The sequence below is a fragment of the Marininema halotolerans genome (assembly GCF_900116235.1).
GTDB lineage: Bacteria > Bacillota > Bacilli > Thermoactinomycetales > DSM-45169 > Marininema > Marininema halotolerans.
The window spans coordinates 295,495-320,364 of the sequence record NZ_FPAA01000003.1; the positions used below are offsets into that span (position 1 = coordinate 295,495).

The 24,870-nt window shown below is 45.2% G+C and carries 26 protein-coding genes; 23 read left to right on the forward strand and 3 right to left on the reverse strand.

Translation table 11 applies throughout. The features are described 5' to 3' along the window. Positions 1 to 58: 58 nt before the first annotated feature. Together CHX35_RS05710 and CHX35_RS05715 are read right to left on the reverse strand one after the other, a co-directional pair. Positions 59 to 487 carry a hypothetical protein gene (locus CHX35_RS05710; RefSeq protein WP_091835237.1) on the reverse strand — a complete coding sequence of 143 codons (429 nt, stop codon included), beginning with the start codon at positions 485 to 487 and terminating at the stop codon, positions 59 to 61. Positions 488 to 678: 191 nt separating this feature from the next. Continuing rightward, positions 679 to 1,143, reverse strand: a complete 465-nt coding sequence (locus CHX35_RS05715; protein WP_091835240.1) for a cupredoxin domain-containing protein — start codon at positions 1,141 to 1,143, stop codon at positions 679 to 681. Positions 1,144 to 1,340: 197 nt separating this feature from the next. Here CHX35_RS05715 and CHX35_RS05720 point away from each other — a divergent pair, with 197 nt between their 5' ends. The 23 genes from CHX35_RS05720 (at position 1,341) to CHX35_RS05825 (ending at position 24,493) form a co-directional block, all read left to right on the forward strand. Then, complete coding sequence (locus CHX35_RS05720; RefSeq protein WP_091835243.1) at positions 1,341 to 1,535, forward strand: WYL domain-containing protein; 195 nt, start codon at positions 1,341 to 1,343, stop codon at positions 1,533 to 1,535. Positions 1,536 to 1,763: 228 nt separating this feature from the next. Beyond that, positions 1,764 to 1,904: a hypothetical protein gene (locus tag CHX35_RS17435; RefSeq protein ID WP_176391913.1), complete on the forward strand. Its 141-nt coding sequence runs from the start codon at positions 1,764 to 1,766 to the stop codon at positions 1,902 to 1,904. Between the two features lie 370 nt (positions 1,905 to 2,274). Beyond that, complete coding sequence (gene sucC / locus CHX35_RS05725; protein WP_091835246.1) at positions 2,275 to 3,435, forward strand: ADP-forming succinate--CoA ligase subunit beta; 1,161 nt, start codon at positions 2,275 to 2,277, stop codon at positions 3,433 to 3,435. 39 nt (positions 3,436 to 3,474) lie between these two features. Further along, positions 3,475 to 4,380, forward strand: a complete 906-nt coding sequence (sucD, locus tag CHX35_RS05730) for a succinate--CoA ligase subunit alpha (RefSeq protein WP_091835249.1) — start codon at positions 3,475 to 3,477, stop codon at positions 4,378 to 4,380. A 116-nt stretch (positions 4,381 to 4,496) separates the two neighbouring features. After that, entirely contained in the window at positions 4,497 to 5,606 is a 1,110-nt protein-coding gene (gene dprA, locus CHX35_RS05735) for a DNA-processing protein DprA (RefSeq protein ID WP_091835252.1), read from the forward strand. Positions 5,607 to 5,960: 354 nt separating this feature from the next. After that, complete coding sequence (gene topA / locus CHX35_RS05740; protein WP_091835255.1) at positions 5,961 to 8,036, forward strand: type I DNA topoisomerase; 2,076 nt, start codon at positions 5,961 to 5,963, stop codon at positions 8,034 to 8,036. Between the two features lie 19 nt (positions 8,037 to 8,055). Continuing rightward, positions 8,056 to 9,372 (forward strand): FADH(2)-oxidizing methylenetetrahydrofolate--tRNA-(uracil(54)-C(5))-methyltransferase TrmFO, encoded by a 1,317-nt coding sequence (trmFO, locus tag CHX35_RS05745; protein ID WP_091835258.1) that lies wholly within the window; start codon positions 8,056 to 8,058, stop codon positions 9,370 to 9,372. Positions 9,373 to 9,654: 282 nt separating this feature from the next. Further along, positions 9,655 to 10,194: an ATP-dependent protease subunit HslV gene (gene hslV, locus CHX35_RS05750; protein WP_091835261.1), complete on the forward strand. Its 540-nt coding sequence runs from the start codon at positions 9,655 to 9,657 to the stop codon at positions 10,192 to 10,194. A 3-nt stretch (positions 10,195 to 10,197) separates the two neighbouring features. Then, positions 10,198 to 11,619: an ATP-dependent protease ATPase subunit HslU gene (hslU, locus tag CHX35_RS05755; RefSeq protein WP_091835264.1), complete on the forward strand. Its 1,422-nt coding sequence runs from the start codon at positions 10,198 to 10,200 to the stop codon at positions 11,617 to 11,619. Between the two features lie 130 nt (positions 11,620 to 11,749). Continuing rightward, positions 11,750 to 12,526, forward strand: a complete 777-nt coding sequence (gene codY / locus CHX35_RS05760) for a GTP-sensing pleiotropic transcriptional regulator CodY (protein ID WP_091835267.1) — start codon at positions 11,750 to 11,752, stop codon at positions 12,524 to 12,526. A 150-nt stretch (positions 12,527 to 12,676) separates the two neighbouring features. After that, positions 12,677 to 13,375: a 30S ribosomal protein S2 gene (gene rpsB / locus CHX35_RS05765; protein WP_091835270.1), complete on the forward strand. Its 699-nt coding sequence runs from the start codon at positions 12,677 to 12,679 to the stop codon at positions 13,373 to 13,375. Between the two features lie 147 nt (positions 13,376 to 13,522). Next, positions 13,523 to 14,173 (forward strand): translation elongation factor Ts, encoded by a 651-nt coding sequence (tsf, locus tag CHX35_RS05770; RefSeq protein ID WP_091835273.1) that lies wholly within the window; start codon positions 13,523 to 13,525, stop codon positions 14,171 to 14,173. A 113-nt stretch (positions 14,174 to 14,286) separates the two neighbouring features. Beyond that, positions 14,287 to 15,012: a UMP kinase gene (gene pyrH / locus CHX35_RS05775; protein ID WP_091835276.1), complete on the forward strand. Its 726-nt coding sequence runs from the start codon at positions 14,287 to 14,289 to the stop codon at positions 15,010 to 15,012. Further along, positions 15,012 to 15,569 (forward strand): ribosome recycling factor, encoded by a 558-nt coding sequence (gene frr, locus CHX35_RS05780; protein WP_091835279.1) that lies wholly within the window; start codon positions 15,012 to 15,014, stop codon positions 15,567 to 15,569. Before pyrH ends, frr begins: the two co-directional genes overlap by 1 nt. A gap of 207 nt (positions 15,570 to 15,776) precedes the next feature. Next, positions 15,777 to 16,568, forward strand: coding sequence for an undecaprenyl pyrophosphate synthase (locus CHX35_RS05785; protein WP_091835282.1), 792 nt, complete (start codon positions 15,777 to 15,779; stop codon positions 16,566 to 16,568). Positions 16,569 to 16,588: 20 nt separating this feature from the next. After that, entirely contained in the window at positions 16,589 to 17,389 is an 801-nt protein-coding gene (locus tag CHX35_RS05790) for a phosphatidate cytidylyltransferase (protein WP_091835285.1), read from the forward strand. Between the two features lie 35 nt (positions 17,390 to 17,424). Then, on the forward strand, positions 17,425 to 18,591 hold the full coding sequence (locus CHX35_RS05795; RefSeq protein WP_091835288.1) for a 1-deoxy-D-xylulose-5-phosphate reductoisomerase: 1,167 nt from the start codon (positions 17,425 to 17,427) through the stop codon (positions 18,589 to 18,591). Positions 18,592 to 18,613: 22 nt separating this feature from the next. Continuing rightward, on the forward strand, positions 18,614 to 19,960 hold the full coding sequence (rseP, locus tag CHX35_RS05800; RefSeq protein ID WP_091835291.1) for an RIP metalloprotease RseP: 1,347 nt from the start codon (positions 18,614 to 18,616) through the stop codon (positions 19,958 to 19,960). 27 nt (positions 19,961 to 19,987) lie between these two features. Then, positions 19,988 to 21,715 (forward strand): proline--tRNA ligase, encoded by a 1,728-nt coding sequence (locus tag CHX35_RS05805; protein WP_091835294.1) that lies wholly within the window; start codon positions 19,988 to 19,990, stop codon positions 21,713 to 21,715. Between the two features lie 159 nt (positions 21,716 to 21,874). Further along, positions 21,875 to 22,390, forward strand: coding sequence for a hypothetical protein (locus CHX35_RS05810; protein WP_091835297.1), 516 nt, complete (start codon positions 21,875 to 21,877; stop codon positions 22,388 to 22,390). Between the two features lie 216 nt (positions 22,391 to 22,606). Beyond that, the gene (mntR, locus tag CHX35_RS05815; RefSeq protein WP_091835300.1) at positions 22,607 to 23,047 is read left to right on the forward strand and encodes a transcriptional regulator MntR; all 441 of its coding nucleotides are present in this window, start codon (positions 22,607 to 22,609) and stop codon (positions 23,045 to 23,047) included. 105 nt (positions 23,048 to 23,152) lie between these two features. After that, positions 23,153 to 24,124 carry a patatin-like phospholipase family protein gene (locus tag CHX35_RS05820; protein WP_091835396.1) on the forward strand — a complete coding sequence of 324 codons (972 nt, stop codon included), beginning with the start codon at positions 23,153 to 23,155 and terminating at the stop codon, positions 24,122 to 24,124. Positions 24,125 to 24,130: 6 nt separating this feature from the next. Next, the gene (locus tag CHX35_RS05825) at positions 24,131 to 24,493 is read left to right on the forward strand and encodes a protease complex subunit PrcB family protein (protein ID WP_176391914.1); all 363 of its coding nucleotides are present in this window, start codon (positions 24,131 to 24,133) and stop codon (positions 24,491 to 24,493) included. 14 nt (positions 24,494 to 24,507) lie between these two features. Here CHX35_RS05825 and CHX35_RS05830 read toward each other — a convergent pair whose 3' ends face one another. Beyond that, the gene (locus CHX35_RS05830) at positions 24,508 to 24,855 is read right to left on the reverse strand and encodes a hypothetical protein (protein WP_140413556.1); all 348 of its coding nucleotides are present in this window, start codon (positions 24,853 to 24,855) and stop codon (positions 24,508 to 24,510) included. Positions 24,856 to 24,870 lie beyond the last annotated feature (15 nt).

Genomic DNA, 24,870 nt, shown 5'->3' on the forward strand with positions numbered 1-24,870 from the left:
ACAGCCTGGGGAGCGTATATGCTCCCCAGGCTGTTTTTAGGGATGTCGTTACTAAAACTCACGATCCACCGCTATCTGTTTGAATATATTCCGGAAATTCTTCGAGAAAAGTGAGAGCAATGCTTTCATAATCCATTTCCGGAATATCTTTTAGCTCATCCGCGGTGAGTTCAAAGAAGAAAGGACCATGGATTCCTTCGTTATCGTAATAAAGACCATATAACCGTCCTTTTATAGCGAGGGTGGCCCCCAGAACAGTGGAGAGGGTGATGCCATCCGTTTCTAAACGACGAAAAAAATAAGGTTCCACTTGTGCAAGTACCATCTCTTCATAGGTTTCCCCTGGATGGGTAAGGTAAAGGCTTTGATCTTTTTCTTCTGCAATATAAAGTTGACGTTTATTTTCCTTTGGCCATAAGAGAAACAAGTGCTTGATATGTTCATGGATGAATACATACTGGTGAGGCGTTGAGAAACGAAGGTTCAAAAAGATCGCTCCCTTCATGCTAAGGTTGGTTGTACTATATCATGGAAGTCGGAGGCAGAACATCAGAAAAAGCCCCCCTCCATTATGGAGAGGGGGAAGAGAGGATCTCGTGTCCCTATACCTTATTCTGAAAAAGGAACGACTGGGGCGGCATTCGCCCTAGGGAATTCGCCCGTTGTTAGGGAGAAACACTATTTTTGGCTGGAATCTAATACGGTGATATAGGCTGTCATGGGTCCATTGGATGATGGGGTGTTGTGATCATGGCAAACAAGTGGAAAGGTTCCTACCTTATTTGCATGAAAGGAAACCTCGGAGGTTTTCCCTTTTTGAATGGTTCCCGCCAGGTTAAAATCCTTTAACGTCCAATGATGTTCCTTCCCATGAATTCCATGAAGAATCAATTTTACTTGATCTCCCTTATGTACAATAATGGTGTCGGGATTCCAACGATATACTTCCAACTTCTTACCATTCACCTTCGTGGCGTATTCCGTGGTAATTAAATGGAAGGTTTGTGTGGTTTCTGATGAGGGAGTTACTTGCTGGAAAACCGTTTTCCCTTCGAACCAAGGAATCGGAAGTAGCGAGGACGTGACAACAAGTACAAGGGCGACGGCCACACTTAAAGCAAGCCACTGCCGTGATAAAGGCATATAGCATCTTCCTTTTCTATTTTTAAAACAGTTTCGCCAGATTAAGTCATGATTAATCCATATTGGTTAAAAAATAAACAAGTGTAAGTAAAGATTTTGCTATATGGTTAGAGATCGTACTCATTTAATGTGTCGTCATCACTTCTTTCTCTCCAACATAAGATAAGAACAAACATTCTTATCGGAGGACTATTGTGATGGAGACCGTCTTTAAAATCGCGGTACGTGAAGGAAGGGTCGTTCGGCTTATTTATTTGGACAGAGAGGGGAAACTAACAGAACGAAGGGTGCGAATTTTACAGGTGACGAGTGAGGATCTTCTCGCATGGTGTGGGAAGAGCAAAGATTATCGGCGATTTAGACGAAGTGGGATATTGGCAGCTGAACTGTGATGGTAAACCAGTGGATACTTGGCTCATCATAGCGAAATCGACGTTAACACTTTCTAGGTGGGCACGGACTGACTCCTAAATCGAGAAGATCAACGACTTCTGTGGTGAGGCGTATACAAAAATGCTATAATGGAAACGACAACAAGAAGATGGAGCATCCAATGATTTTCCTTATTAAAGGTTTTTAAAATAGTTACATTTACTGTGTAAAGCAGGAGGGTTCATAGGATGGCACAATCAAAAGGTACGAAAATCGAAGAAACCCACGATAACGATTTTTTGGATATGATGAAAGGAACCATGATTTTTACAGGTTTATTTATGGGGATTGCTTTAGTGGGTGGGGTACTTGCTTATTTCATTAAATAAGTAGGTATACAAGGAATGAAGGGGGCTAACGAGAATAGCCCTCTGTTTTTTGTGCCAAGATAAGGATTGTTTTACCTAAAACGGTGATGATATGAAAACGATGGAATTCTAAAGATGCACACATAGAATGCTTGGCAAACCTTCGATGCAGAGTTATACTTTCAGAGGGTTACCCGGCCACCCATCGTGAAAGACGATATCATGGTGGTTTTTGGGAAGCCTAATTATTTCTTTTAACATATCCATTTGCCCGCATCGTGACTTCTGTAAGTTGTGAAGGGACGGGTAGCGGATTGCGAAAGATTAAGTCCCGTCCGAAAGGACGAGGGCGCTCAACCAGGCAACCATTCGATTGGATAGGAGGATGGGCATGAACGTACATGAGTATCAAGGAAAAGAACTCTTGAAGCAGTACGGGGCTGTAGTACCCCGGGGTCAGGTGGCCTTCACTGCGGACGAGGCGGTGGATGCCGCGAAAAACCTCGGCGGTGAGCTGTGGGTGGTTAAAGCTCAGATTCACGCTGGAGGCCGCGGTAAAGCTGGTGGTGTGAAACTAGCAAAAACCCTCGACGAGGTGAAAGCTTATGCCGATGAGTTGATCGGCAAAACCCTGGTTACCCATCAAACAGGTCCTGAGGGTAAAGAGGTAAAGCGTCTTCTGATTGAGGAAGGCTGCCCGATTGACAAAGAATATTACCTTGGTGTTGTCATCGACCGTGCAACCAATCGGGTTACATTGATGGCTTCTTCTGAGGGGGGCACGGAGATTGAGGAAGTTGCAGAAAAAACACCGGAATTGATCCATAAAGCAGTAGTTGATCCGGCTGTGGGTCTGCAAGCTTTCCAAGCACGTTCGTTGGCTTATGCGATTGGCATCGAAGGAAAGCAAGTGAATCAAGCAGTGAAATTTATGCTTGGTTTGTACCAAGCCTTCATCGAAAAGGATTGTTCTTTGGCTGAAATCAACCCATTGATCACCACCAAAGACGGTCGCGTAATGGCGTTGGATGCGAAGCTGAACTTTGATTCCAATGCACTGTACCGCCATAAAGATATTCTTGAGCTCCGTGACTTGGACGAAGAAGATCCAAAGGAGATTCAAGCTTCCAAGTTTGACCTCAGCTACATTGCTCTCGATGGAAACATTGGTTGCATGGTTAATGGTGCAGGTCTTGCAATGGCTACCATGGATATCATCAAGCATTATGGTGGAGATCCTGCCAACTTCCTTGATGTTGGAGGCGGGGCGACTGCTGAGAAGGTAACCGAAGCCTTTAAAATTATTTTGGATGATCCCAATGTAAAAGGGATTCTTGTAAATATTTTCGGTGGAATTATGAAATGTGATGTGATTGCTGATGGTGTCGTTCAAGCGGCGAAAGAGGTAGGTCTCGACCGGCCCCTAGTTGTGCGTCTTGAAGGAACCAACGTCGAGCGAGGAAAAGAGATCTTAAATAAATCCGGTCTCAAAATTACCGCAGCTGACTCGATGGCGGATGCAGCAGAAAAAATCGTTGCGTTGGTGAAATAACGAACCAACTTCAATTCACAGGGAAAGGCGGGTTCAACCTTGAGCATCTTCGTCAATAAAGATACGAAAGTGATCACTCAGGGGATCACAGGTACTAATGGTTTGTTTCATACCAAACAAGCTATCGAATATGGCACGAACATCGTCGGTGGTACATCTCCTGGAAAAGGAGGTACGGAGGTAGAAGGCGTGCCAGTTTTCAACACTGTAAAAGAAGCTGTTGAAGCAACAGGGGCGACTGCGTCAGCTATTTACGTACCCGCTCCTTTCGCAGCGGATGCTATTTTGGAAGCGGCGGATGCAGGGATTGAACTTGTCATCTGCATTACCGAAGGCATTCCTGTATTAGATATGGTGAAGGTACGCCGTTATCTCGAAGGGAAAAAGACTCGCCTCGTGGGACCAAACTGTCCCGGTGTGATCACACCGGGTGAGTGCAAAATCGGGATTATGCCAGGTTATATCCATACGCCTGGTAAAGTGGGGATTGTTTCTCGCAGTGGAACGCTTACCTATGAAGCGGTTCATCAATTGACCACTCGCAACATTGGTCAATCGACTGCCGTGGGAATTGGTGGAGATCCTGTGAACGGGACCGACTTCATCGATGTGCTAGAAGCCTTCCAAGAAGATCCTGATACGGAAGCGGTTATCATGATTGGTGAAATCGGCGGAACAGCAGAAGAAGAAGCTGCGGAGTGGATTAAAGCCAATATGACCAAACCCGTTGTTGGCTTTATTGGCGGTCAGACGGCGCCTCCAGGAAAACGGATGGGTCATGCTGGTGCGATCATCTCGGGTGGTAAAGGAACTGCTGCAGAGAAAATCGCTAAATTGGAAGAGTGCGGTGTGGCTGTCGCATCGACTCCGGCAGTAATGGGTGAAACCCTGGCTCGTGTCCTTGAGGAAAAAGGACTTTTGGCTACCTGCAGCACGAAAAATTAAGATTGGATTGTCGAAGAGACCTCTTTTAAGAGGTCTCTTTTTATCGTGGATTTTTCTAAAACATGTGACCAAACACGGGTGCGGTTCGTTGGATTAAATAAAGGGGGGGAGTGTTCATGACAAAAGCTTGGACCAAGCGAGAAGGATTGATTGCGCTTCATCAAGTGCAAGGTGTCGGGTGGCATACGATTGATCAATTATTCCATGGAGGTTGGGACCCATCCCTGTCGATGAAAGAATCAAGAGAGGTGTTCAACAAAATTTCTTGGAGGCAAAAAAAATTACCGGAAATCCTTGCAAAGAAATGGACATCGAGCTTTGTTCAACGTGTGCAAGAGGAGTTATCTCATCGAAAGATTCAAGCCCTTACCATTTGGGATCGTGATTATCCTGAATTATTGCGCAAATTGCCGCAACCTCCCTGGATTCTTTACCTTAAAGGGAATCGATCCTTGTTAAATGGGAGATGCTTGGCAGTAGTAGGCACACGAAAACCGACCCATTATGGAAAGAATATCACGAAATCACTGATGACAGAGGTTGTCGCACAGGGTTGGACCGTCGTAAGCGGGATGGCAGCTGGGATCGATGGTGATGCTCATCGATCGGTTCTTAATACAGGGGGTAAGACCATTGCGGTGTTGGGAAGTGGTGTGGATGTCGTCTATCCAAAACACCATCAATCCTTGTATGAACGCCTTGTTCAAGAGGGGCTTGTGTTATCTGAAATGGCGCCGGGTACGAAGCCACATCCGGGGCTTTTCCCACAACGAAATCGAATTATCAGTGGCCTTTCCCATGGTGTACTGGTAGTTGAAGCTGCAGAGCGGAGTGGTTCATTAATTACCGCGGATTGTTCTTTGGAACAAGGCAGGGATGTTTTTGCAATCCCAGGTCCAATCACATCGGAAAAAAGCTTAGGAACCAATCGATTAATCCAACAGGGGGCTAAATGTGTTCTTTCAGGTTCCGATATCGTTGAGGAATTTCCTCACTTTTCTCATGACGATGAACAAGGAACTTCAGAACATGCGGTGAGTCCATTGGAGGGCTTGTCGAATGAAGAAAAAGTTCTTTTTCAACTTTTTGCAGACGACCCTCTTCCGTTGGAAGCGTTACAATGGCATTCCAATATTTCTCTGGGTCTTCTTCATCAATTATTATTAACTTTACAAGTGAAAGGAAAAATTAAGCAGTTGCCAGGAGGACGATATATTAAACAATAAGCCTTTTAAAAGGAGGTGAGCATGGGGAGAACGATTAACTAAACTCATAAAAAAATTACATCGAGTAATAAACTTATATGATAATGATGCTTTCATAACTTGTTCAAGTGATGATGTAGAAAGGAGGAGGTTTTTTATTGGAGAGGAAGAATAAAATGGATGGGTAATGATGGGCTTCTGGATTCCGTCATGAAAGCATGATATCTTACAGAGGCAAGGGAATTTCTAATCTCTAGATGAGATTGCCACCATGACCATAAATTTGGTATGGTACACATTAAGATGCTGTGGGACGTATCAATCTGGTAATCAATATGGATTGAAATGCAGTCAAGAGAGAGGTGAGGGCGCGAGATGGCTGATTCTCTTGTCATCGTCGAGTCTCCCGCAAAGGCAAAAACCATTGGCAAATACCTTGGCAAAAAGTATATTGTGAAGGCATCCATGGGTCATGTGCGGGATCTTCCTAAAAGTCAGTTGGGCGTAGATACTAAAAATCGATTCGAGCCGAAATATATAACCATCCGTGGTAAAGGTGATGTGTTAAAGGAATTGCGTGATGCTCGGAAAAAAGTAAAACGAGTCTATTTAGCTGCTGACCCAGATCGAGAAGGGGAGGCAATTGCATTCCACCTGGCACATAGCCTTAACCTTGAGGTTGAAGAGGAATGTCGAGTGGTATTCAATGAGATTACCAAGCAAGCGGTCAAGGATGCTTTTAAAAAGCCTCGAAAAATCAATATGGACCTCGTGGAAGCGCAACAAGCACGACGCATCCTAGACCGTTTGGTCGGTTATGGGATTAGTCCTGTGCTATGGAAAAAAGTAAAGAAAGGGCTTTCTGCTGGTCGTGTCCAATCGGTAGCCGTGAAGTTGGTCATTGATCGGGAGAATGAAATTCGTGATTTTACCCCAGAGGAGTATTGGACAGTCACAGCCATACTGGATGCGAATGGGGAAAAGTTTGAAGCGAAATTTCATGGATATGGAAAGCAAAAACAAGAATTAAAAAATGAAGCGGATGTAAAAAAGCTTCTTGAAGCGATTAAGGGAAAACGGTATACCGTTGCCGATGTGAAAAAAAGTGATCGACGCCGGAATCCAGCTCCCCCATTTATTACGAGTTCACTGCAACAAGAAGCTGCGCGTAAGTTGAATTTTCGTGCTGCGAAGACCATGGCGGTTGCTCAACAGTTGTATGAAGGGGTGGATTTAGGAAAAAAAGAAGGTACGGTCGGTCTTATTACTTACATGCGAACGGATTCAACTCGGATATCTGCAACGGCACAAGAGGAAGTACGGGATTATGTTGCTCATACATATGGAGAAAATTATCTTCCGAAGTCACCGCGTACCCATAAGACAAAGGCTGGGGCTCAAGATGCCCATGAAGGGATTCGACCGACATCAACACTTCGCACCCCGAGTGCCATGAAACCGTTCTTGTCGAGGGATCAAAATCGACTATATAAGTTGATTTGGGAACGCTTTGTTGCCAGTCAGATGGCACCTGCTGTGATGGATGCGATTTCGGCAGATATATTGGTGGGAGATGCTCTGTTCCGTGCAACGGGATCGAAAGTGAAATTTCCTGGCTTTATGAAGGTGTATGTGGAGGGGAACGACGATAATAAGAAGGAAGAAGACAAGTACCTCCCTCAATTAGAAGTGGGTCAAAAGTTGAAAAAAGATAAGATTGACCCGAAGCAACATTTCACCCAGCCGCCACCACGGTATACCGAGGCGCGCTTGGTAAAGACGCTTGAGGAAAAGGGGATTGGCCGCCCAAGTACCTATGCTCCAACGCTGGATACAATCCAGAAACGGGGTTACGTGATGCTTGAGGATAAACGATTTGTCCCTTCGGAGCTGGGAGAGATTGTGAGTTCCTTGATGCAAGAATTTTTCCCGGAAATCTTGAATGTGGAATTTACAGTGAATATGGAAGAGAACTTAGACCATGTCGAAGAAGGGAAAATGGATGGTGTTCAGATTCTTGAGCGTTTCTATGAGAACTTTGAAAAGCGCTTAGAAGTGGCAGAGGAGCAGATGAAGGAAGTAGAGATCCAAGATGAGGTCTCAGATGAAGTTTGTGAAAAATGTGGAAGCGTCATGGTTTACAAATTTGGACGCTATGGAAAATTCCTTGCCTGCTCAGGTTTTCCTGACTGTCGCAATGCAAAGCCGATCGTGAAATCCACCGATGTGACCTGCCCAAAATGTGAACAGGGAGAGATTGTAGAACGAAAAAGCAAAAAACAACGGACGTTCTATGGTTGTGACCGGTATCCGGAATGTGATTTTGTTTCGTGGGATAAGCCCATTCCGCGACCTTGTCCTAAATGTGGGAAAATGCTCGTGGAAAAACGGCGCAAAAAAGGAACATTGATTCAATGTACGGCTTGTGATTTCGAAGAGGAGAAAAATTGATTGAGGAGAGATCGTCGTGATGAAGCCGGTAACAGTGATTGGAGCGGGACTTGCTGGGAGTGAGGCTGCCTGGCAACTAGTAAAGCAAGGGGTACCAGTGCGGCTGGTGGAAATGCGGCCGAAAAAGCAAACACCCGCCCACCATACACCCCACTATGCGGAGTTGGTATGTACGAACTCGCTCCGTTCCAATGATTGGGGCCATGCAGTAGGGATTTTAAAGGAAGAAATGCGGAGGATGGATTCGTTGATCCTTGATTGCGCGGATCGTCATGCGGTTCCCGCAGGTGGAGCCCTAGCCGTTGACCGGGAGGGTTTCTCAGGCTCTGTGACCGACCGATTACAAAATCATCCTTTGGTAGAGGTTGTGGAAGGGGAATTGACGGATATTCCTGATGGAATCACCGTTGTGGCCACAGGGCCACTTACCTCGGAAGCACTTTCTGAAAAAATTAGTCAGCTAACGGGAGAGGAACACCTCTACTTTTATGATGCGGCTGCCCCCATTATCGAGAAGGATTCAATTGATATGGAGAAAGCGTTTGTCGCATCCCGGTATGATAAAGGGGAAGCAGCTTATATCAACTGTCCGATGAATAATGAAGAGTTTGATCGTTTTTACGAGGCACTGATTACAGCCGAGACGACCCCACTGAAGACATTTGAGAAAGAAGTTTATTTTGAAGGATGTATGCCGATTGAAGTCATGGCGAAAAGAGGGAAAGAGACGATTCTCTATGGACCCATGAAACCAGTAGGATTAGTTGATCCCCGAACGGGGAAACGGTCACGAGCGGTCGTTCAATTACGCCAAGATGATGGCGCAGGATCCTTATATAATCTAGTAGGCTTTCAAACCCATTTGAAATGGGGAGAGCAAAAGCGGATTCTCCGTATGATTCCAGGTCTTGAGAATGCGGAAATTGTCCGATATGGTGTGATGCATCGGAATACCTTTATCAATTCACCTCGGGCACTTTATCCTACCTATCAATTTAAAAATCGCTCGAATCTCTTTTTTGCTGGGCAGATGACCGGTGTAGAGGGGTATGTTGAATCTGCTGCAGCGGGTCTAATCGCGGGAATAAATGCAGCAAGGTATGCACAAGGAAAAGAGTTACTGATCTTACCGCCAGAAACGGCGCTAGGGAGTCTGGCTCGCTATATTACAACCGCAAACCCTGAAAATTTTCAACCGATGAATGCAAACTTTGGATTATTTCCTCCATTGCCACAGAAGGTTCGTGAGAAACGCGAACGCAATCGTCAATATGGAGAGCGAGCGTTACAAGCGATTGACCAATTTGCGCAGGAATCAAGCGCTACAGTGGGTTAAGTAGAAGGAATTCGGCTTTTATGGGCCGGATTCTTCTTTTGGACAAACTTTCAGAATATTATGTTATATAGGCACAATTTTCCTTGCCGGGTGACACTTTATATGGTACGATGAGGTAGAGTTTGGCAGAGAATTCCCGTAATGAGCTACATAGGTATTGTTTGGGAGGAAATTTGGAACAGCTGTGGCGCTTTAATTGTCTCGCTGTTTTTTTCTTCTGGAAAAAGGGTATAAAGTTGTTGTTATATCTTGTATTTAGAAGCGGAGCGAGGAGGATACGGTTTGGAAACCTTTCACGCAACCACGATCTTTGCTGTTCAAAAAAATGGATCCGGTGCGATTGCTGGCGATGGCCAGGTTACCTTTGGAAATCAAGTGGTTATGAAACATACCGCAAAAAAAGTTCGTCGTCTCTACCGGGGACAGGTGGTAGCCGGTTTTGCAGGCTCAGTTGCGGACGCCGTGACATTGTTTGAAAAGTTTGAAGGTAAGTTAGAAGAATTTCATGGGAACTTACCCCGGGCTGCTGTTGAATTAGCAAAGGAATGGCGTGCTGATAAAGTTCTGCGAAAATTAGAAGCGATGTTAATTGTAATGGATAAAAGTGATTTGTTGCTGATCTCGGGTGGTGGCGAAGTAATTGAGCCAGATGATGGCATTTTGGCAATCGGTTCAGGAGGGAATTATGCCCTGGCTGCTGGTCGTGCCCTCGCTCGTCATGCAACCGATATGTCGGCAAGAGAAATTGCTGAATCTGCTTTGCGTGTGGCAGGGGAAATTTGCGTATTTACCAATGACCAATTGGTGGTAGAGGAGGTATAATGCGTGAACGGCAATCATGGAAAATCGACGAGTGAGTGGACGCCACGGAGAATTGTGGCGGAACTTGATAAATATATTGTGGGACAAGATACAGCCAAGCGGGCGGTTGCTGTTGCTTTACGCAATCGCTATCGGAGAACCTTACTCCCTGAGGAGTTACGGGAAGAAGTTGTACCGAAAAACATCTTAATGATCGGTCCTACTGGCGTAGGTAAAACCGAAATTGCTCGCCGTTTAGCCAAACTGGTGGGTGCTCCTTTTGTTAAAGTGGAGGCGACAAAATTTACCGAAGTTGGCTATGTAGGTAGAGATGTGGAATCGATGGTGCGAGACCTTGTGGAAACCGCGATTCGAATCATTAAAACAGAGAAGATTGAAGAAGTAAAAGAGCGAGCAGAAGAGTTAGCAGATGAACGGATTGTAGCGATCATGGTACCGGAAAAAAGCAGCTCCTCCGGGTTTAAAAATCCCTTGGAGATGTTTTTTAATCAGGGTGGGAATACCAATCGTGCAGAGGGACCGGAAGAAGCAGAAAAAAGCCGTCAGCTAGAGCAACGTCGTCGTCAAGTTAGCTTTCAATTAAAGAGCGGTCAGTTGGAAGACGAGACGGTAGAGATTGAGGTAGAGGATACCCTCCCGATGCTAGACATGTTCGGTGGCTCTGGAATGGAGCAGATGGGGATTAATATGCAGGAAATGTTAGGGCAACTCATGCCAAAGAAAACGAAAAAGCGTCGCCTATCGGTGAAGGAAGCACGAAAAGTCTTAACCCAAGAAGAAGGACAAAAGCTGATCGATATGGATCATGTGCAACAAGAGGCACTTCACCGGGTAGAAGATTCCGGGATCATATTTATTGATGAGGTTGATAAAATTTCGGGTAAAGATCAACGGGGTGGACCTGATGTATCCAGAGAAGGTGTCCAACGGGATATATTGCCCATCGTTGAAGGTTCGACCGTGATGACAAAATATGGCCCGGTAAAAACAGATCATGTGTTATTTATTGCGGCAGGGGCATTTCACACGGCGAAACCCTCGGATATGATTCCAGAGTTACAAGGGCGCTTTCCCATCCGAGTGGAATTAAATGATTTGACTGCTGAAGATTTTGTAAGGATTTTAACTGAACCAAAAGCCGCTCTCTTAAAGCAATATGCCGCTTTGCTTAAAACGGAAGATATTCATGTTACCTTCACCCCAGAAGGGATTAATGAGATTGCCCGTTTAGCCGCAGAGGTGAATCGAGGAACAGAGAATATTGGTGCACGGCGTCTTCATACGATGTTAGAACGCTTACTCGAAGAGCTTTCCTTCGAAGCGCCAGATATTACATTGGATGAAGTTCAGATCACACCCCAATATGTTCAAGAACGCCTGGCGAGTATTGTGGATGATCGAGACCTTTCGCAATACATTCTTTAAATGCATACTCACCCCCTCAACGATTGGTTGGGGGGCTACGTGTTGCTCGTTTATGAAAAATATGTCACTGCTGACTGGGAACTTACGTTGTTATAAATAGAACATACTCGATATAGAAGAGGGGTCAATGATGGATCTGTTGAGTAAAGCGCGGGAGATTAATCGTCTCCTGCAAAAAACTGCTGGACATGCTGTCAATTTTATGGAGATGGCAGAAGTGCTTCGTGATGTGATTGTTGCAAATATCTATGTGGTTAGCCGAAAAGGGAAAATTCTTGGGCATGGTCTTGTGCATGAAAATCATACTGATGATCTTCATCAAGCCATTTTAAAAGAAGGGCGTCTTCCAGAAGCATACAACCTGTTAATCAAGTCTGTCCAAGAACCCGTCACCAATATGGATGAGACCAGTGAGTACAGTTTTAATCATCATGTCCAGGGAAATGAACATGGATTTACAACCATTGTTCCGATTATCGGGGGTGGGGATCGTTTGGGCACCCTTCTTCTCACGCGATTTAATCAACCCTTTATTGATGATGATCTCATCCTTACAGAGTATGGAGCAACCGTTGTAGGGATGGAAATCTTGCAAATGAAGGCAGAAGAAGCAGAAGAAGAGGCACGTAGTCGCGCCGTGGTTCAATTGGCTGTTGACTCCCTTTCATATAGTGAGCTAGAGGCGATGGAACATATCTTCAGTGAATTAGAAGGAAAAGAAGGAATCCTTGTCGCCAGTAAAATAGCAGATCGTGCGGGTATTACTCGTTCGGTGATTGTCAACGCACTTCGGAAATTGGAGAGTGCCGGTGTGATTGATTCGCGTTCCCTGGGGATGAAAGGAACGCATATCAAGGTTTTAAATGAAAAATTCCTTCCTGCCCTTGAAAAGTTAACCTCGTCTTGAGAATCAAACTTGCGGGGGTAGGGGTCTTGTGGTATATTTATTAGCGGTGTGAACACACACGTTAGTGGAGGAGTTGGATGTGTGCCGATGGATCGGTGTCCAGTTCTGTAGAAGCTAGCGGAGGTAAAACAAAAGGGAGGAAACACCACTATGGCAGTCGTTTCTATGAAACAGCTTTTAGAAGCGGGCGTCCACTTTGGACATCAAACCCGTCGTTGGAATCCGAAGATGTCAAAATACATCTTCACCGAGCGGAATGGAATCTACATCATTGACCTACAAAAAACGGTTAAAATGATGGAGGATACTTACAACTATGTACGCGACCTTGCAGCAAAAGGTGGCAACATCTTGTTTGTAGGGACTAAAAAACAAGCACAAGATGCAGTGAAAGAAGAAGCTGCACGTTCTGATATGTTTTATGTCAACCACCGTTGGTTGGGTGGGACCTTGACTAACTTCCAGACGATTCGCAAGCGGATTACACGCCTGCATCAATTGGAAGCGATGGAAGAGGATGGCACCTTCGAAGTACTTCCAAAGAAAGAAGTTGTGATGCTTAAGAAAGAACAATCTCGTCTTGAGAAGTTCCTTGGCGGAATTAAGCATATGAAACAGCTTCCCGACGCCGTTTTCATCATTGACCCACGGAAAGAGCGGATCGCTGTGGCAGAAGCTCGGAAGCTTGGGATTCCGATCATCGCCATCGTGGATACCAACTGTGATCCTGATGAAATCGACCACATCATCCCCGGTAACGATGACGCCATTCGTGCGGTACGTCTATTCACTTCGAAAATGGCGGATGCCGTATTGGAAGGGAAACAGGGAGAACAAAACGCGTCCTGATTAAACACGCGGAAGGGGGTGGCCACGAATAGCGTGACCACCCTTTTTTAACGGAATGAACTGGTTTGCTTATCTTCAGGTATTTTTGGTTGCCTGAGGATGAGCAGACACAATCATACTTAATTAGTTAAAAGGAGGCACCCCCTCATGGCAATCACTGCTGCTCAAGTGAAAGAACTGCGCGAAAAAACTGGTGCAGGCATGATGGACTGCAAAAAAGTACTAACTGAAGTTGATGGCAATATGGAAAAAGCAATGGAGTTGCTACGTGAAAAAGGATTGGCTAAAGCGGATAAAAAAGCGGATCGGGTAGCGGCTGAAGGTATTGTAGAATCCTATATCCATGCAGGTGGACGCATTGGAGTATTGGTTGAAGTGAACTGTGAGACTGATTTCGTAGCAAAAACCGAAGGTTTTCAAGCCTTTGTAAAAGATGTTGCTATGCAAATTGCAGCAATGGGTCCCAAATATGTTCGCCGTGAAGAAGTGTCTGAAGAAGAAGTGGAAAAAGAGCGTGAAATTCTTAAAGCACAAGCATTGCAAGAAGGAAAACCTGCACATATCGTTGATAAAATGGTGGAAGGTCGCCTTGATAAATTCTATGAGCGTATCTGCCTCCTCGATCAAACTTTCATCAAAGATGGTGACAAAAAGATTGGCGAAATGGTGAAAGAACAGATTGCTAAGATTGGTGAAAATGTCTCCATCCGCCGTTTTGCTCGTTTTGAACTAGGTGAGGGGATCGAAAAGAAGGAAGACGATTTTGTTTCCGAAGTAATGTCCCAAGTGAAGAAGTAATTGGTCATAATTAATAGGGAACACGTTGTGTTCCCTTTTTTTGCAGGTAAGTATGAAAGGAAACCCCCCCACCTTGTCGAATGGACATAGGGGCCGGAAACGGAGGGAACAGGATGCAAGGGCCGATGTATAAGCGCATTGTATTAAAGTTAAGTGGGGAAGCCCTCGCTGGTGAACAGGGCTATGGGATTGATCCCAATGTAGTTTCCTCAATCTCTCGCCAACTAAAAGAAGTTGTCCAATTAGGGGTAGAAGTTGCGATTGTTGTGGGTGGAGGAAACATCTGGCGTGGATTGTCCGGCAGTGCAAAGGGAATGGATCGTGCAACGGCGGATTACATGGGGATGCTTGCTACAGTTATGAACTCACTGGCTTTACAAGATGCACTCGAGCATATTGAAGTTGCGACAAGGGTTCAAACGTCGATTGAAATGAGACAAGTAGCAGAACCCTATATTCGTCGTCGAGCCATTCGCCACCTAGAAAAGGGACGTGTGGTCATCTTCGCTTCTGGTACGGGAAATCCTTATTTTTCAACGGATACCACGGCTGCGTTGCGGGCGGCAGAGGTAGAAGCAGAGGTTATTCTGATGGGGAAAAACAAGGTGGACGGTGTTTATTCAGCCGACCCGAGTCATGACCCCAATGCGGTTAAATATGATTCACTGACGTATTTGGATGTCTTAAATCAAGGGCTAGGTGTAATGGACTCTACAGCATCGACCCTTTGTATGGATAATGATATTCCGTTAATTGTGTTTAGCATCGATGGCGAAGCAAATATTCGTCGCGTCATTATGGGTGAGCAAATCGGAACTGTGGTTAGGGGGAATGAGTAATGTTGGATGTTGTAAAAAAAGATCAAACTGATCGGATGGAAAAATCCATTCAGACGCTCAAGAGGGATTTAGCAACTTTGCGTGCAGGACGAGCTACCCCTGCATTGTTGGACAAAGTGACGGTTGAGTATTATGGAAGTGAAATGCCTATTAACCAAACGGCGAACATTTCTACGCCAGAACCTCGATTGTTGTTAATCCAACCCTGGGATAAATCTTCTTTAAGTGAGATTGAACGGGCGATTCTTAAATCGGACTTAGGATTAACCCCGAGTAATGATGGGAATGTCATACGGATTGCCATCCCTGCATTGACAGAGCAACGACGTGCAGAGTTGGTGAAGGTGGCGAAGAAAACGGGTGAAGAAGCAAAGGTCGCCATTCGTAACATTCGTCGAGATGGGAATGATGAAGTAAAGAAGCTTGAAAAAAGCGGTGACATCTCAGAAGATGATGCGCGACGTGGCCAAGAAGAAATTCAAAAGCTTACGGATCGTTTTATTAAAGAGGCGGATCAAGTGGTAGAAGCCAAAGAAAAAGAGATCATGGAAGTTTAATTATAACAGGGAATCCCCCTTCTAATCGAAGGGGTTTTCCTTTATATAGCGCACAATTTGATACGAGATGCAGTGGTGAAGTGGCATTCAAAGTGAAAATATTGCATACTAGAGATAGCTTGTAAGCATAGCCTTCATCCAAAGAGATGCACATACTTCTAACCCAATCCGATTGCTGTATGGGGATAGGACAGCGGAGGAATGACAATGATTGAACGATTGAAAAACTGGTTAGTTGGTTACCAAAAAGAAGAAACCCAAAAACCAGGTGATGAGGAACGGATGGAAGTGCTAAAAAAAGGACCGATGCCTCGTCACGTTGCAATGATTATGGATGGAAATGGACGTTGGGCGCAAAAACGGGGATTGCCACGAATTGCAGGTCATCGAGCAGGAATGAAGACGGTGCGCCACATTACTCGTGTAGCGGATGATTTGGGCATTGAAGCGCTTACACTCTACTCGTTTTCAACAGAAAACTGGAAGCGCCCCAAAGATGAAGTGAATTACTTGATGGGACTTCCTGAGGAATTTCTTCGTACAGATTTGGATGAATTAGTGCGTCGCAATATTCGAGTCGGTATGGTGGGGCGTGAGGATGAGCTTCCTGATCACACAAAGCGTGCGATCGAGGGTTTTAAAGAAGGGACAAAGGACAATACAGGGATGATCCTATCCTTTGCACTTAACTATGGCGCACGTTCCGAACTGATTCATGCCACCCAGCGGATTATTGAAGATGTTCAGTCAGGGAAGATGGACAAGGAAGGCGTGAGTGAAGCGCTTTTTGACCAATATTTATACACGGCGAATCTACCTGATCCAGATTTAATGATTCGGACAAGCGGAGAAGTTCGAATCTCTAACTTTATGTTATGGCAATTAGCTTATAGTGAATTGTGGTTTACAGATGAACTGTGGCCCGATTTTTCCCGAGAGCTGTTTTACCAGGCCATCGATGACTTTCAACGTCGTTCTCGCCGTTATGGGGCGGTGTGACGAGAACAGGTGAGGTGCGGATGAGACAACGAATTATAACGGGGGTGTTAGGAGGAGCAGGATTCTTTTTTTTCCTGTGGCTAGGGGGATGGTGGTACACAGGTTTAATCATCGCCCTCGCATTCATCAGCTACAATGAATACTGTCAAATGAAAAAAATCCAGCTCTCCAGCCCACAGGGATTAATAGGCCTTTTGTTAATCGGCTTAATTCTTGGAGCCAATTTCGTAGAAAACGGTTGGATAGGCAAAGGGCTATTCTTGCAATCGCCAGATAATATCCTAGCGGGAATGATTTTACTACTTCTATTGACGGTAGTTAGTCGGAACCGTGTTCAGGTGGAGGAAATTGCCTATCTATTGTTGGGGTCTTTATACATAGGTTATGGATTTTCATATATGATTCAAGCGAGGATGATCCCTGAAGGATTAAGTTGGTCCTTATTAGTAATCGTAATTACCTTCGCTAACGATAGTGGTGCTTACTTTATCGGGAGAAAATGGGGTAGTGCGAAATTATGGCCATCCATTAGTCCAAACAAAACCGTCGAAGGGGCCCTTGGCGGTGTGTTCTGTTCTCTCCTTGTAAGTGGGATTTTTGTTTGGATACGTCCCGAACTCGGGGGGCTTCTTTGGGCATTGGCGATGGGGTTGCTTGTAAGCATCGTGGGCCAAATGGGCGATCTCGTGGAATCAGCGATGAAAAGGGCGACGGGTACAAAGGATTCTGGAACCATTTTGCCTGGTCATGGCGGGCTATTGGATCGATTTGATAGCTTATTGTTGATCTTTCCAATCTTACATTTGCTTCACTTTTTATAGAAGATAGAGCATGGCTGGATAAGGGGGACATCCAAATGAAGCGGATTACGATTTTAGGCTCTACCGGTTCGATCGGGATTAGCACATTGGAAGTGATCAGACAGCATCCGAGTCGATTTAAAGTGGAGGGAATGGCTGCTGGGAAAAATGTAGAAGAGATGATCCGGCAGGCAGAAGAGTTCCGACCACGCATGATCTCAATGGAAGAGGAGACAGCAGCGGAGGCTGTTCGTAAAGGGGTATCCTACCCTGTTGAAGTGGTATGGGGAAGTGAGGGGTTACTTTCATTAGCAACGTTACCAGAGGCAGATTATGTGGTATCAGCAATCGTAGGCAGCCGAGGACTTCCACCTACGTTAGCTGCGATTCATGCAGGCAAAACCATTGGTTTAGCGAATAAGGAGTCGTTAGTGATGGGTGGGGCGTTGGTGATGGAAGCGGCTCGTGAACATGGGGTATCCATTTTGCCAATCGATAGTGAACACTCTGCTTTATTCCAGTCCATGAATGGAGAACCACGGGAGCGCATTCGTCGTATTCTTGTGACAGCTTCAGGTGGTTCCTTTCGGGACTGGCCACGGGAGCGTTTAGCAACAGCGACGAAGGAGCAAGCACTTAAGCACCCCAATTGGTCCATGGGAGCAAAAGTAACGATTGATTCAGCAACATTAATGAATAAAGGGCTTGAAGTTATTGAGGCTCGATGGTTATTTGATCTTCCCTATGATCAAATTGATGTGTTAATTCATCCTGAAAGTATTATTCATTCCCTTGTGGAGTATGAGGATGGAGCCATTATGGCACAACTGGGAACACCCGATATGAAGGTGCCCATTCAGTACGCTCTTTCTTATCCAGAGAGACTTCCATTAAAGGGAGAACCTTTAGACCTAGTCGCGATTGGAAAGCTTCATTTTCGAGCACCTGATTTTGATCGCTTTCCCTGTTTAAAGTTAGCCTATACTTGTGGACGTCAAGGCGGTACATTGCCTACAGTGATGAATGCTGCTAATGAAATTGCAGTTGAACATTTTCTTGCAGGAAAACTTACCTTCCTAGGAATTGAAGAGGTTCTTGAAGAAGTGTTATCCCGTCACACCTCGGTTCAACAACCTACCCTCGACGATCTCTTTGAGGCGGATCGATGGGCACGGGACATGGCACGAAAATGCGGCGCGCGAGTAGGTACATCCTTCTCGTGATCAACCAAGGCGGTGATGGAACGTGCAGACGATAATCTCCTTCATTTTGGTTTTGAGTGTATTGGTGTTTATTCATGAATTAGGTCATTTCTTGTTTGCTAAACGGGCAGGTATCCTCGTGCGAGAATTTGCAATTGGTTTTGGTCCAAAGTTGATTTCCGTCTTTCGTGGAGAAACCCTATATTCGATTCGAATTCTGCCATTGGGTGGGTTTGTTCGGATGGCAGGGGAAGACCCAGAGGTTGTCGATCTGAAGACCGGTTCCTCCTTAATTTTGGATCGGGATCAACAGGGTCGTGTTGTACGGATTCGTGCACCAAAGCCCACAGCTGGTGAAGAAGGGATGATGGATGCAACGGCCCGTGAGTACGGGGATATGGAAGGGTTAGCAAACAGTAGCCTACCTAAGCATCTGCCACCAGCTAAAGATACCGTGGGCGGTAAATTACTTGAAGCCGATCTGGAAAAAGATCTTTTCATTCGTCTTGAAGGTGAAGAGGGAAAAGAAATAAGGTACTCCCTTCATCCTCAAGCGGTCATTCAATATGACGAAAAGAACGTAACGCAAATTGCACCTTTGGATCGACAATTTTCTTCCAAAAGTGTACTCGATAAAGCACTAACCATCATTGCAGGTCCGGCTTTTAATTTTATTTTGACAATGATTGTTCTGGCAGGGTTGGTTTACACGACGGGACTAAATACGAAGGTGTCCATTCAGAATACGGTTCCTGGATCCCCTGCAGAAAAAGCGGGAATTAAAGCCGGTGACATCGTGCGTGAAGTGAAGGGTAAAACCATCACAAGTACTGGGGATATTCGGATTCCACTGCAAGAAGCGGGTGGTAAACCGCTGACGATGGTACTTGAACGGGCGAATCAAAAGTATACAACAACGGTAGAACCCGAGAAAAAAGGCGACCAATATTTGATTGGAATTCAAATGAAACAAGAAACCCGCGAGGCTACCCTATCGGAAGCTGCCGTGGAAGGGGTTAAAAATACTTGGGATTTGACCGTTGTTCTCTTTGATGGGTTTGGCAAGTTAATAACGGGTGAAGTGGGTGTGAAGAATCTAGCAGGCCCTGTGGGGATCGCCAGTATCACGGGTCAGGCGGCAGAAGCAGGTTGGGTATCTCTAATTCACTTAACAGCGTTATTAAGCTTAAATCTGGGAATTTTAAACATCTTGCCATTTCCTGCGCTGGATGGGAGTCGTTTGGTGTTTATTCTGCTCGAAGGATTACGTGGAAAACCCATCGATCCTAATAAAGAGAGCATGGTTCATTTTGTTGGTTTTGCTTTATTGATGGTATTGATGTTATTTGTGACATACAACGACATCCTGAGAATTTTCTTTAAAAGCTAAGTAAGGGCAGAAGAGGAGAGGCAGAAGATGAGACAACAGAAGATGCTAATTCCGACCCTCCGCAATGTGGGCGAAGAAGCGCAGATGGCAAGTCATCGGTGGATGTTACGAGCCGGAATGATTCGGCAAATGGCAGCAGGGGTGTACAGTTATCTACCGTTAGCTTATCGTAGTTTGCGAAAGGTCGAGCAAATCGTACGCGAAGAAATGGATCGTATTGGTGCCCAGGAATTGTTGTTACCAGCGCTTACGACAGCGGAACTATGGCAAGAAACGGGACGTTGGGATACTTACGGGGCAGAGTTGGTAAAACTCCATGATCGACATGAACGTGAATTTCTTCTGGGTCCTACCCACGAAGAAGTGATTACGCATCTGGTACGCAATGAAGTCAATTCCTATAAAAAGTTACCGATTGCTCTGTATCAAATCCAGACAAAATTTCGTGATGAGCGACGCCCGCGTTCCGGTTTGCTTCGGGGACGGGAATTCTTGATGAAGGACGCTTATTCCTTTCATGGGGACCATGAAACATTGGATGCCACTTATCAAGACATGTACAATGCCTACCAACGAATCTTTACTCGCCTTGGACTCGATTTTAGAGCGGTTGAGGCGGATTCTGGTGCAATGGGCGGTTCGGAAAACCATGAGTTTATGGTTCTTTCCGAGTCTGGTGAAGATACGCTTGTCATGTGTAATGCTTGTGATTATGCTGCGAATTTAGAAACGGCTTACGTTGGGGAGAAACAGGAACAAACGATCGACCGCAAAGAAGTTCCCCCGATGGAGAAGGTGGCGACACCCGGTGCTTCATCCATTCAGGCAGTGAGTCAATTTCTTGATAAACAACCGACTGAATTGGTGAAGAGCCTTCTGTTTATAGCGGATGAACAGCCCGTATTGGTTTTGCTCCGTGGAGATCATGAAGCCAATGAAGTCAAGGTGAAACAAGTGATGGAAGCACGTCATTGTGAGTTGGCGGATGATGAAACCGTTCAACGCGTAACCGGTGCACCCATTGGATTTGTTGGACCCGTTGGATTAGGGGACGAGGTGACCATCCTAGCAGATCACGGTGTGAAGCGCCTACAAGATCCAGTGCTTGGCGCCAATGAAAAGGATGCTCACTTTATACATGCATTGCCTGAACGAGATTTCCGAGTGGATCGCTACGGGGATCTCCGGACGGTTGTGGAAGGAGATGCTTGCCCCCGGTGTGATGGAACCTTCCGTTTTGCGCGTGGAATTGAAGTCGGGCATGTTTTCAAATTAGGAACGCGGTATAGCGATGACATGGGAGCGACATTCCTCAATCCGCAAGGAAAAGAAGAATCCCTGATCATGGGTTGCTATGGAATTGGGATTTCCCGGGTACTTGCGGCGATTGTTGAGCAACAACATGATGAACATGGAATCATCTGGCCATCAGCAGTTGCCCCCTTCCAGGTGCATCTGATTGCGGTCAATGTGAAGGATGAAGCACAGGTGAAATTAGCCGACTCCCTCTATGAAAAATTGACGGGCATGGGAATTCAGGTTCTTTATGATGACCGTCCGGATCGGGCGGGAGCAAAATTTAAAGATGCAGATCTGATCGGAATTCCTCTACGCGTCATCGTTGGGAAAAAAGCTGCGGAAGGTACGATTGAATATAAGTTGCGTCGAACAGGTGAGAGTGGCGAGTTAAATAGTGATGAGCTTACTTCCCAATTGACAAAACTTATAAAACAGGCAGACGCTGCCCTTTCTTAACGGATAGTCATTTGAATCACAATCATCGATTGTGATTCTTTCTTTTTAATCGGTGCTTGAGTCCAAGACCAGGGTAGAGTATCATGGGGGTGTCCCTATAAGGGGCTGACCGACCTGTTGCCTTTCCCGATTTTGGTTTGATGAGGGAGAATGAGAACGTTGTTTAAAAAGTGGGCAGATCATTGGAAAAAATATTTTAATCGAAATGAACGTCACGGAACTTCCCGACACCATGAGGAACCTGAGGCTGAAGCAAGCTGTATTCGTGAATGGAAGCGGATGGCGGAGGACTATATAATAAAGGAACCGGATATTACTGTTTATAAGGGTGAAGAGATGGAGCTTGTTCTGAGAGAAGAGGGATTTGTCATTCGTCCTCAGGAAAAAATACACCAATCCGATGTGTGGAAAAAACACAGTACCCACTGGCGCAACTTCTGGTTATATGATAATGAACGAGAAATTGAATTTGCTCTTATTGAAGACATTAAATTAAACTGGAATCGTGAACATCCAAGTGGCTCCTTGGAGATTCGTTATCGTGCTGGGCAAGATGAACTCCTTCCCTATGCTGGCGATGGGGGGAGCATTTCCTTTCAATCATGGCCGCAGTTTTTTGCATTACAAGAGGCACGAGATGAACTTGAAAGGCGTACAGGTCGGCACCAATCATAGCAGGTCATTGATAATGGAGTTGAATGACTGATTCACTAAGAAGTTCAGAGGGATAAGAAACGGCTGTCAGGAGGACAGTCGTTTCTTTTTGCGTAAGATAAAGATCGGGTATTGCAACACGTGTAAGAGAAAGTTATGATATACTTTCCATGCGAGTAGAACCCGATCACGTGCGGAGACTTCTGGAAGATCGGAGATTGAATAGGGGGAGCGTCTATGCCAACACCGAGTATGGAAGATTATTTAGAGAATATATATCAGCTGATTGATCAAAAAGGGTATGCAAGGGTTTCTGATATTGCTGAGGCATTGGCAGTCCATCCCTCTTCAGTGACAAAAATGGTGCAAAAGCTAGACCAATCAAAATATCTAGTCTATGAAAAATACCGGGGGCTTGTTCTTACTCCCAAGGGAAAAAAGATCGGTAAACGTTTAGTGGATCGGCATCGTTTATTAGAGGAATTTTTACGAATTATTGGTGTGGAGGAAAGTTTAATTTATAACGATGTAGAAGGAATAGAACACCATCTCTCCTGGGATTCTATCACCAGTATTGAAGTGTTAGTGGAGTATTTTCAAAAAAATCCTGAACGAATTAAAGAACTTCAGCAGATGAAAGAGGAAGATGAACAGGAAACAGAAGATAATACACTCTGAGGGGCCGCGTCCCATGCGGTTTCTCAGGTTTTTTTTTCTTTTTATCAGCATACACATATTTTAAGCAGGTAGGAGATTTTGATTTGGGAACATGGAGGTGGGAAAGTGCAGGCAGATGCAGTATTAGAAGGTGGTGGCATTAAGGCCTTTGGATTAGTGGGTGCACTGAGTGTAGCCGAGGAGAAGGGGTATCGTTGGAAGCGACTGGCAGGTTCATCTGCAGGGGCCATTGTTGCATCCTTATTAGCTGCAGGGTATCGTGCGGAAGAGTTATACCAAATGATAACGGATCACCCTTTCACCTCGTTTATACCGACTTCTTGGTATCATCGTATTCCCTTAATTGGCCCCTATGGAGGTGCAAGTGTTCGATTATGGATGAAAAAAGGGTTATACTCTGGGGATCCTTTGGAGGATTGGGTAGGTGAAATGCTCGCCAAGAAAGGAATTTACACCTTTGCGGATTTAAAAGAGAAGGAATTGACGATTATAGCCTCTGACATTAGTCGTGGGAGTCTATTAGTCCTTCCCAAAGACCTTAAGGATTATGGTTGCCGTCCTGAAAAGTTTTTCGTTGCCAAGGCTGTCAGAATGAGTTGTTCGATTCCTTTATTCTTTGATCCTGTAAAGATACAACATCAGTCATCGCGTAAAATGTGCTATATCGTGGATGGGGGTGTTTTAAGCAATTTTCCAGTATGGTTGTTTGATCAGGATCAACCGAGATGGCCGACCTTTGGTTTTCGTTTTCTTTCTGAAACCGTAGAGAATGCTCCACGCACGATTGGTAATCCCATTTCACTAGTAAGTGCCATGTTTCATACGATGCTGGATGCCCACGATAATCGTCATATTAAAGAGCAAGATAAAATACGAACCATTCAGGTACCTGCATTAGGAGTAAAATTAACGGATTTTGATTTGGATCGTGGAAAGAGAGAATCGTTATATAATGCCGGAGTCGAGGCGGCAAAAAACTTCTTTCGTGATTGGAGTTTTAGTCAATATCTCGCAAGTCGAGGGTGCGATAGCTCGGGGAGTGTTGTGGTACGAATGAATACAGTTCGATCGGGGTGAATGAAAATGGTTTCGGGTAGAGATACATCATCCTACCGGCTTCTATCCAAAGGGGTAGAAAAAAAGTTACCTGTATCGATTATCGAATGGGTCAATTCTTCTAAAAAGGAACGAGGCGTTCATGTGACAGACCATGAAGGGATTCATTTTTTATTGATTGCAACGGGTTTAAAGCCGAACCCTGGTCATCGCCTCGTTGTTGAACAGATGAAGGAAAATACGCTTTATATTCGTGAAGTCCCTCCAGCAGAAGGATCGATGGCTCCTCAAGTGGTTACCTATCCGTACCTCTTACTCAAGGGGAAAGGGAATCCTCCACAGGTGCTTGATTCGATCACAGGTAAACAGTTAATCATTGCTGATCCATAACAAAAACCCAGTGACTACTGGGTTTTTGTATTTCGCGAGGGGTTGCGCAATTTTGTATTTTTTTTATTGCCTTGTATGACTCGAAAGGAGCGCTGTCTTTTATTGTATTTCTTTTTCGATGAGGCTTTCGCAGTCAAATTGGTGATGTTTTGAGCAGAACCCCGAAATGGGACTACACGGTTACGGCGAGAATCATTGAGTCTCAGTAGCCAACGCGGCGGGAATTTGTACAGATATGCGAGTACTCCGACCAGGGTAAGAATTCCAATCACCCAGAATGGACGAGTGATAAGAATTCGTGCTAGACCGACAGCCATCAGCACAAACAACACCGAGTATCCGATCTTCTGTTTGGGACTCAAGTGCATACTATCTCC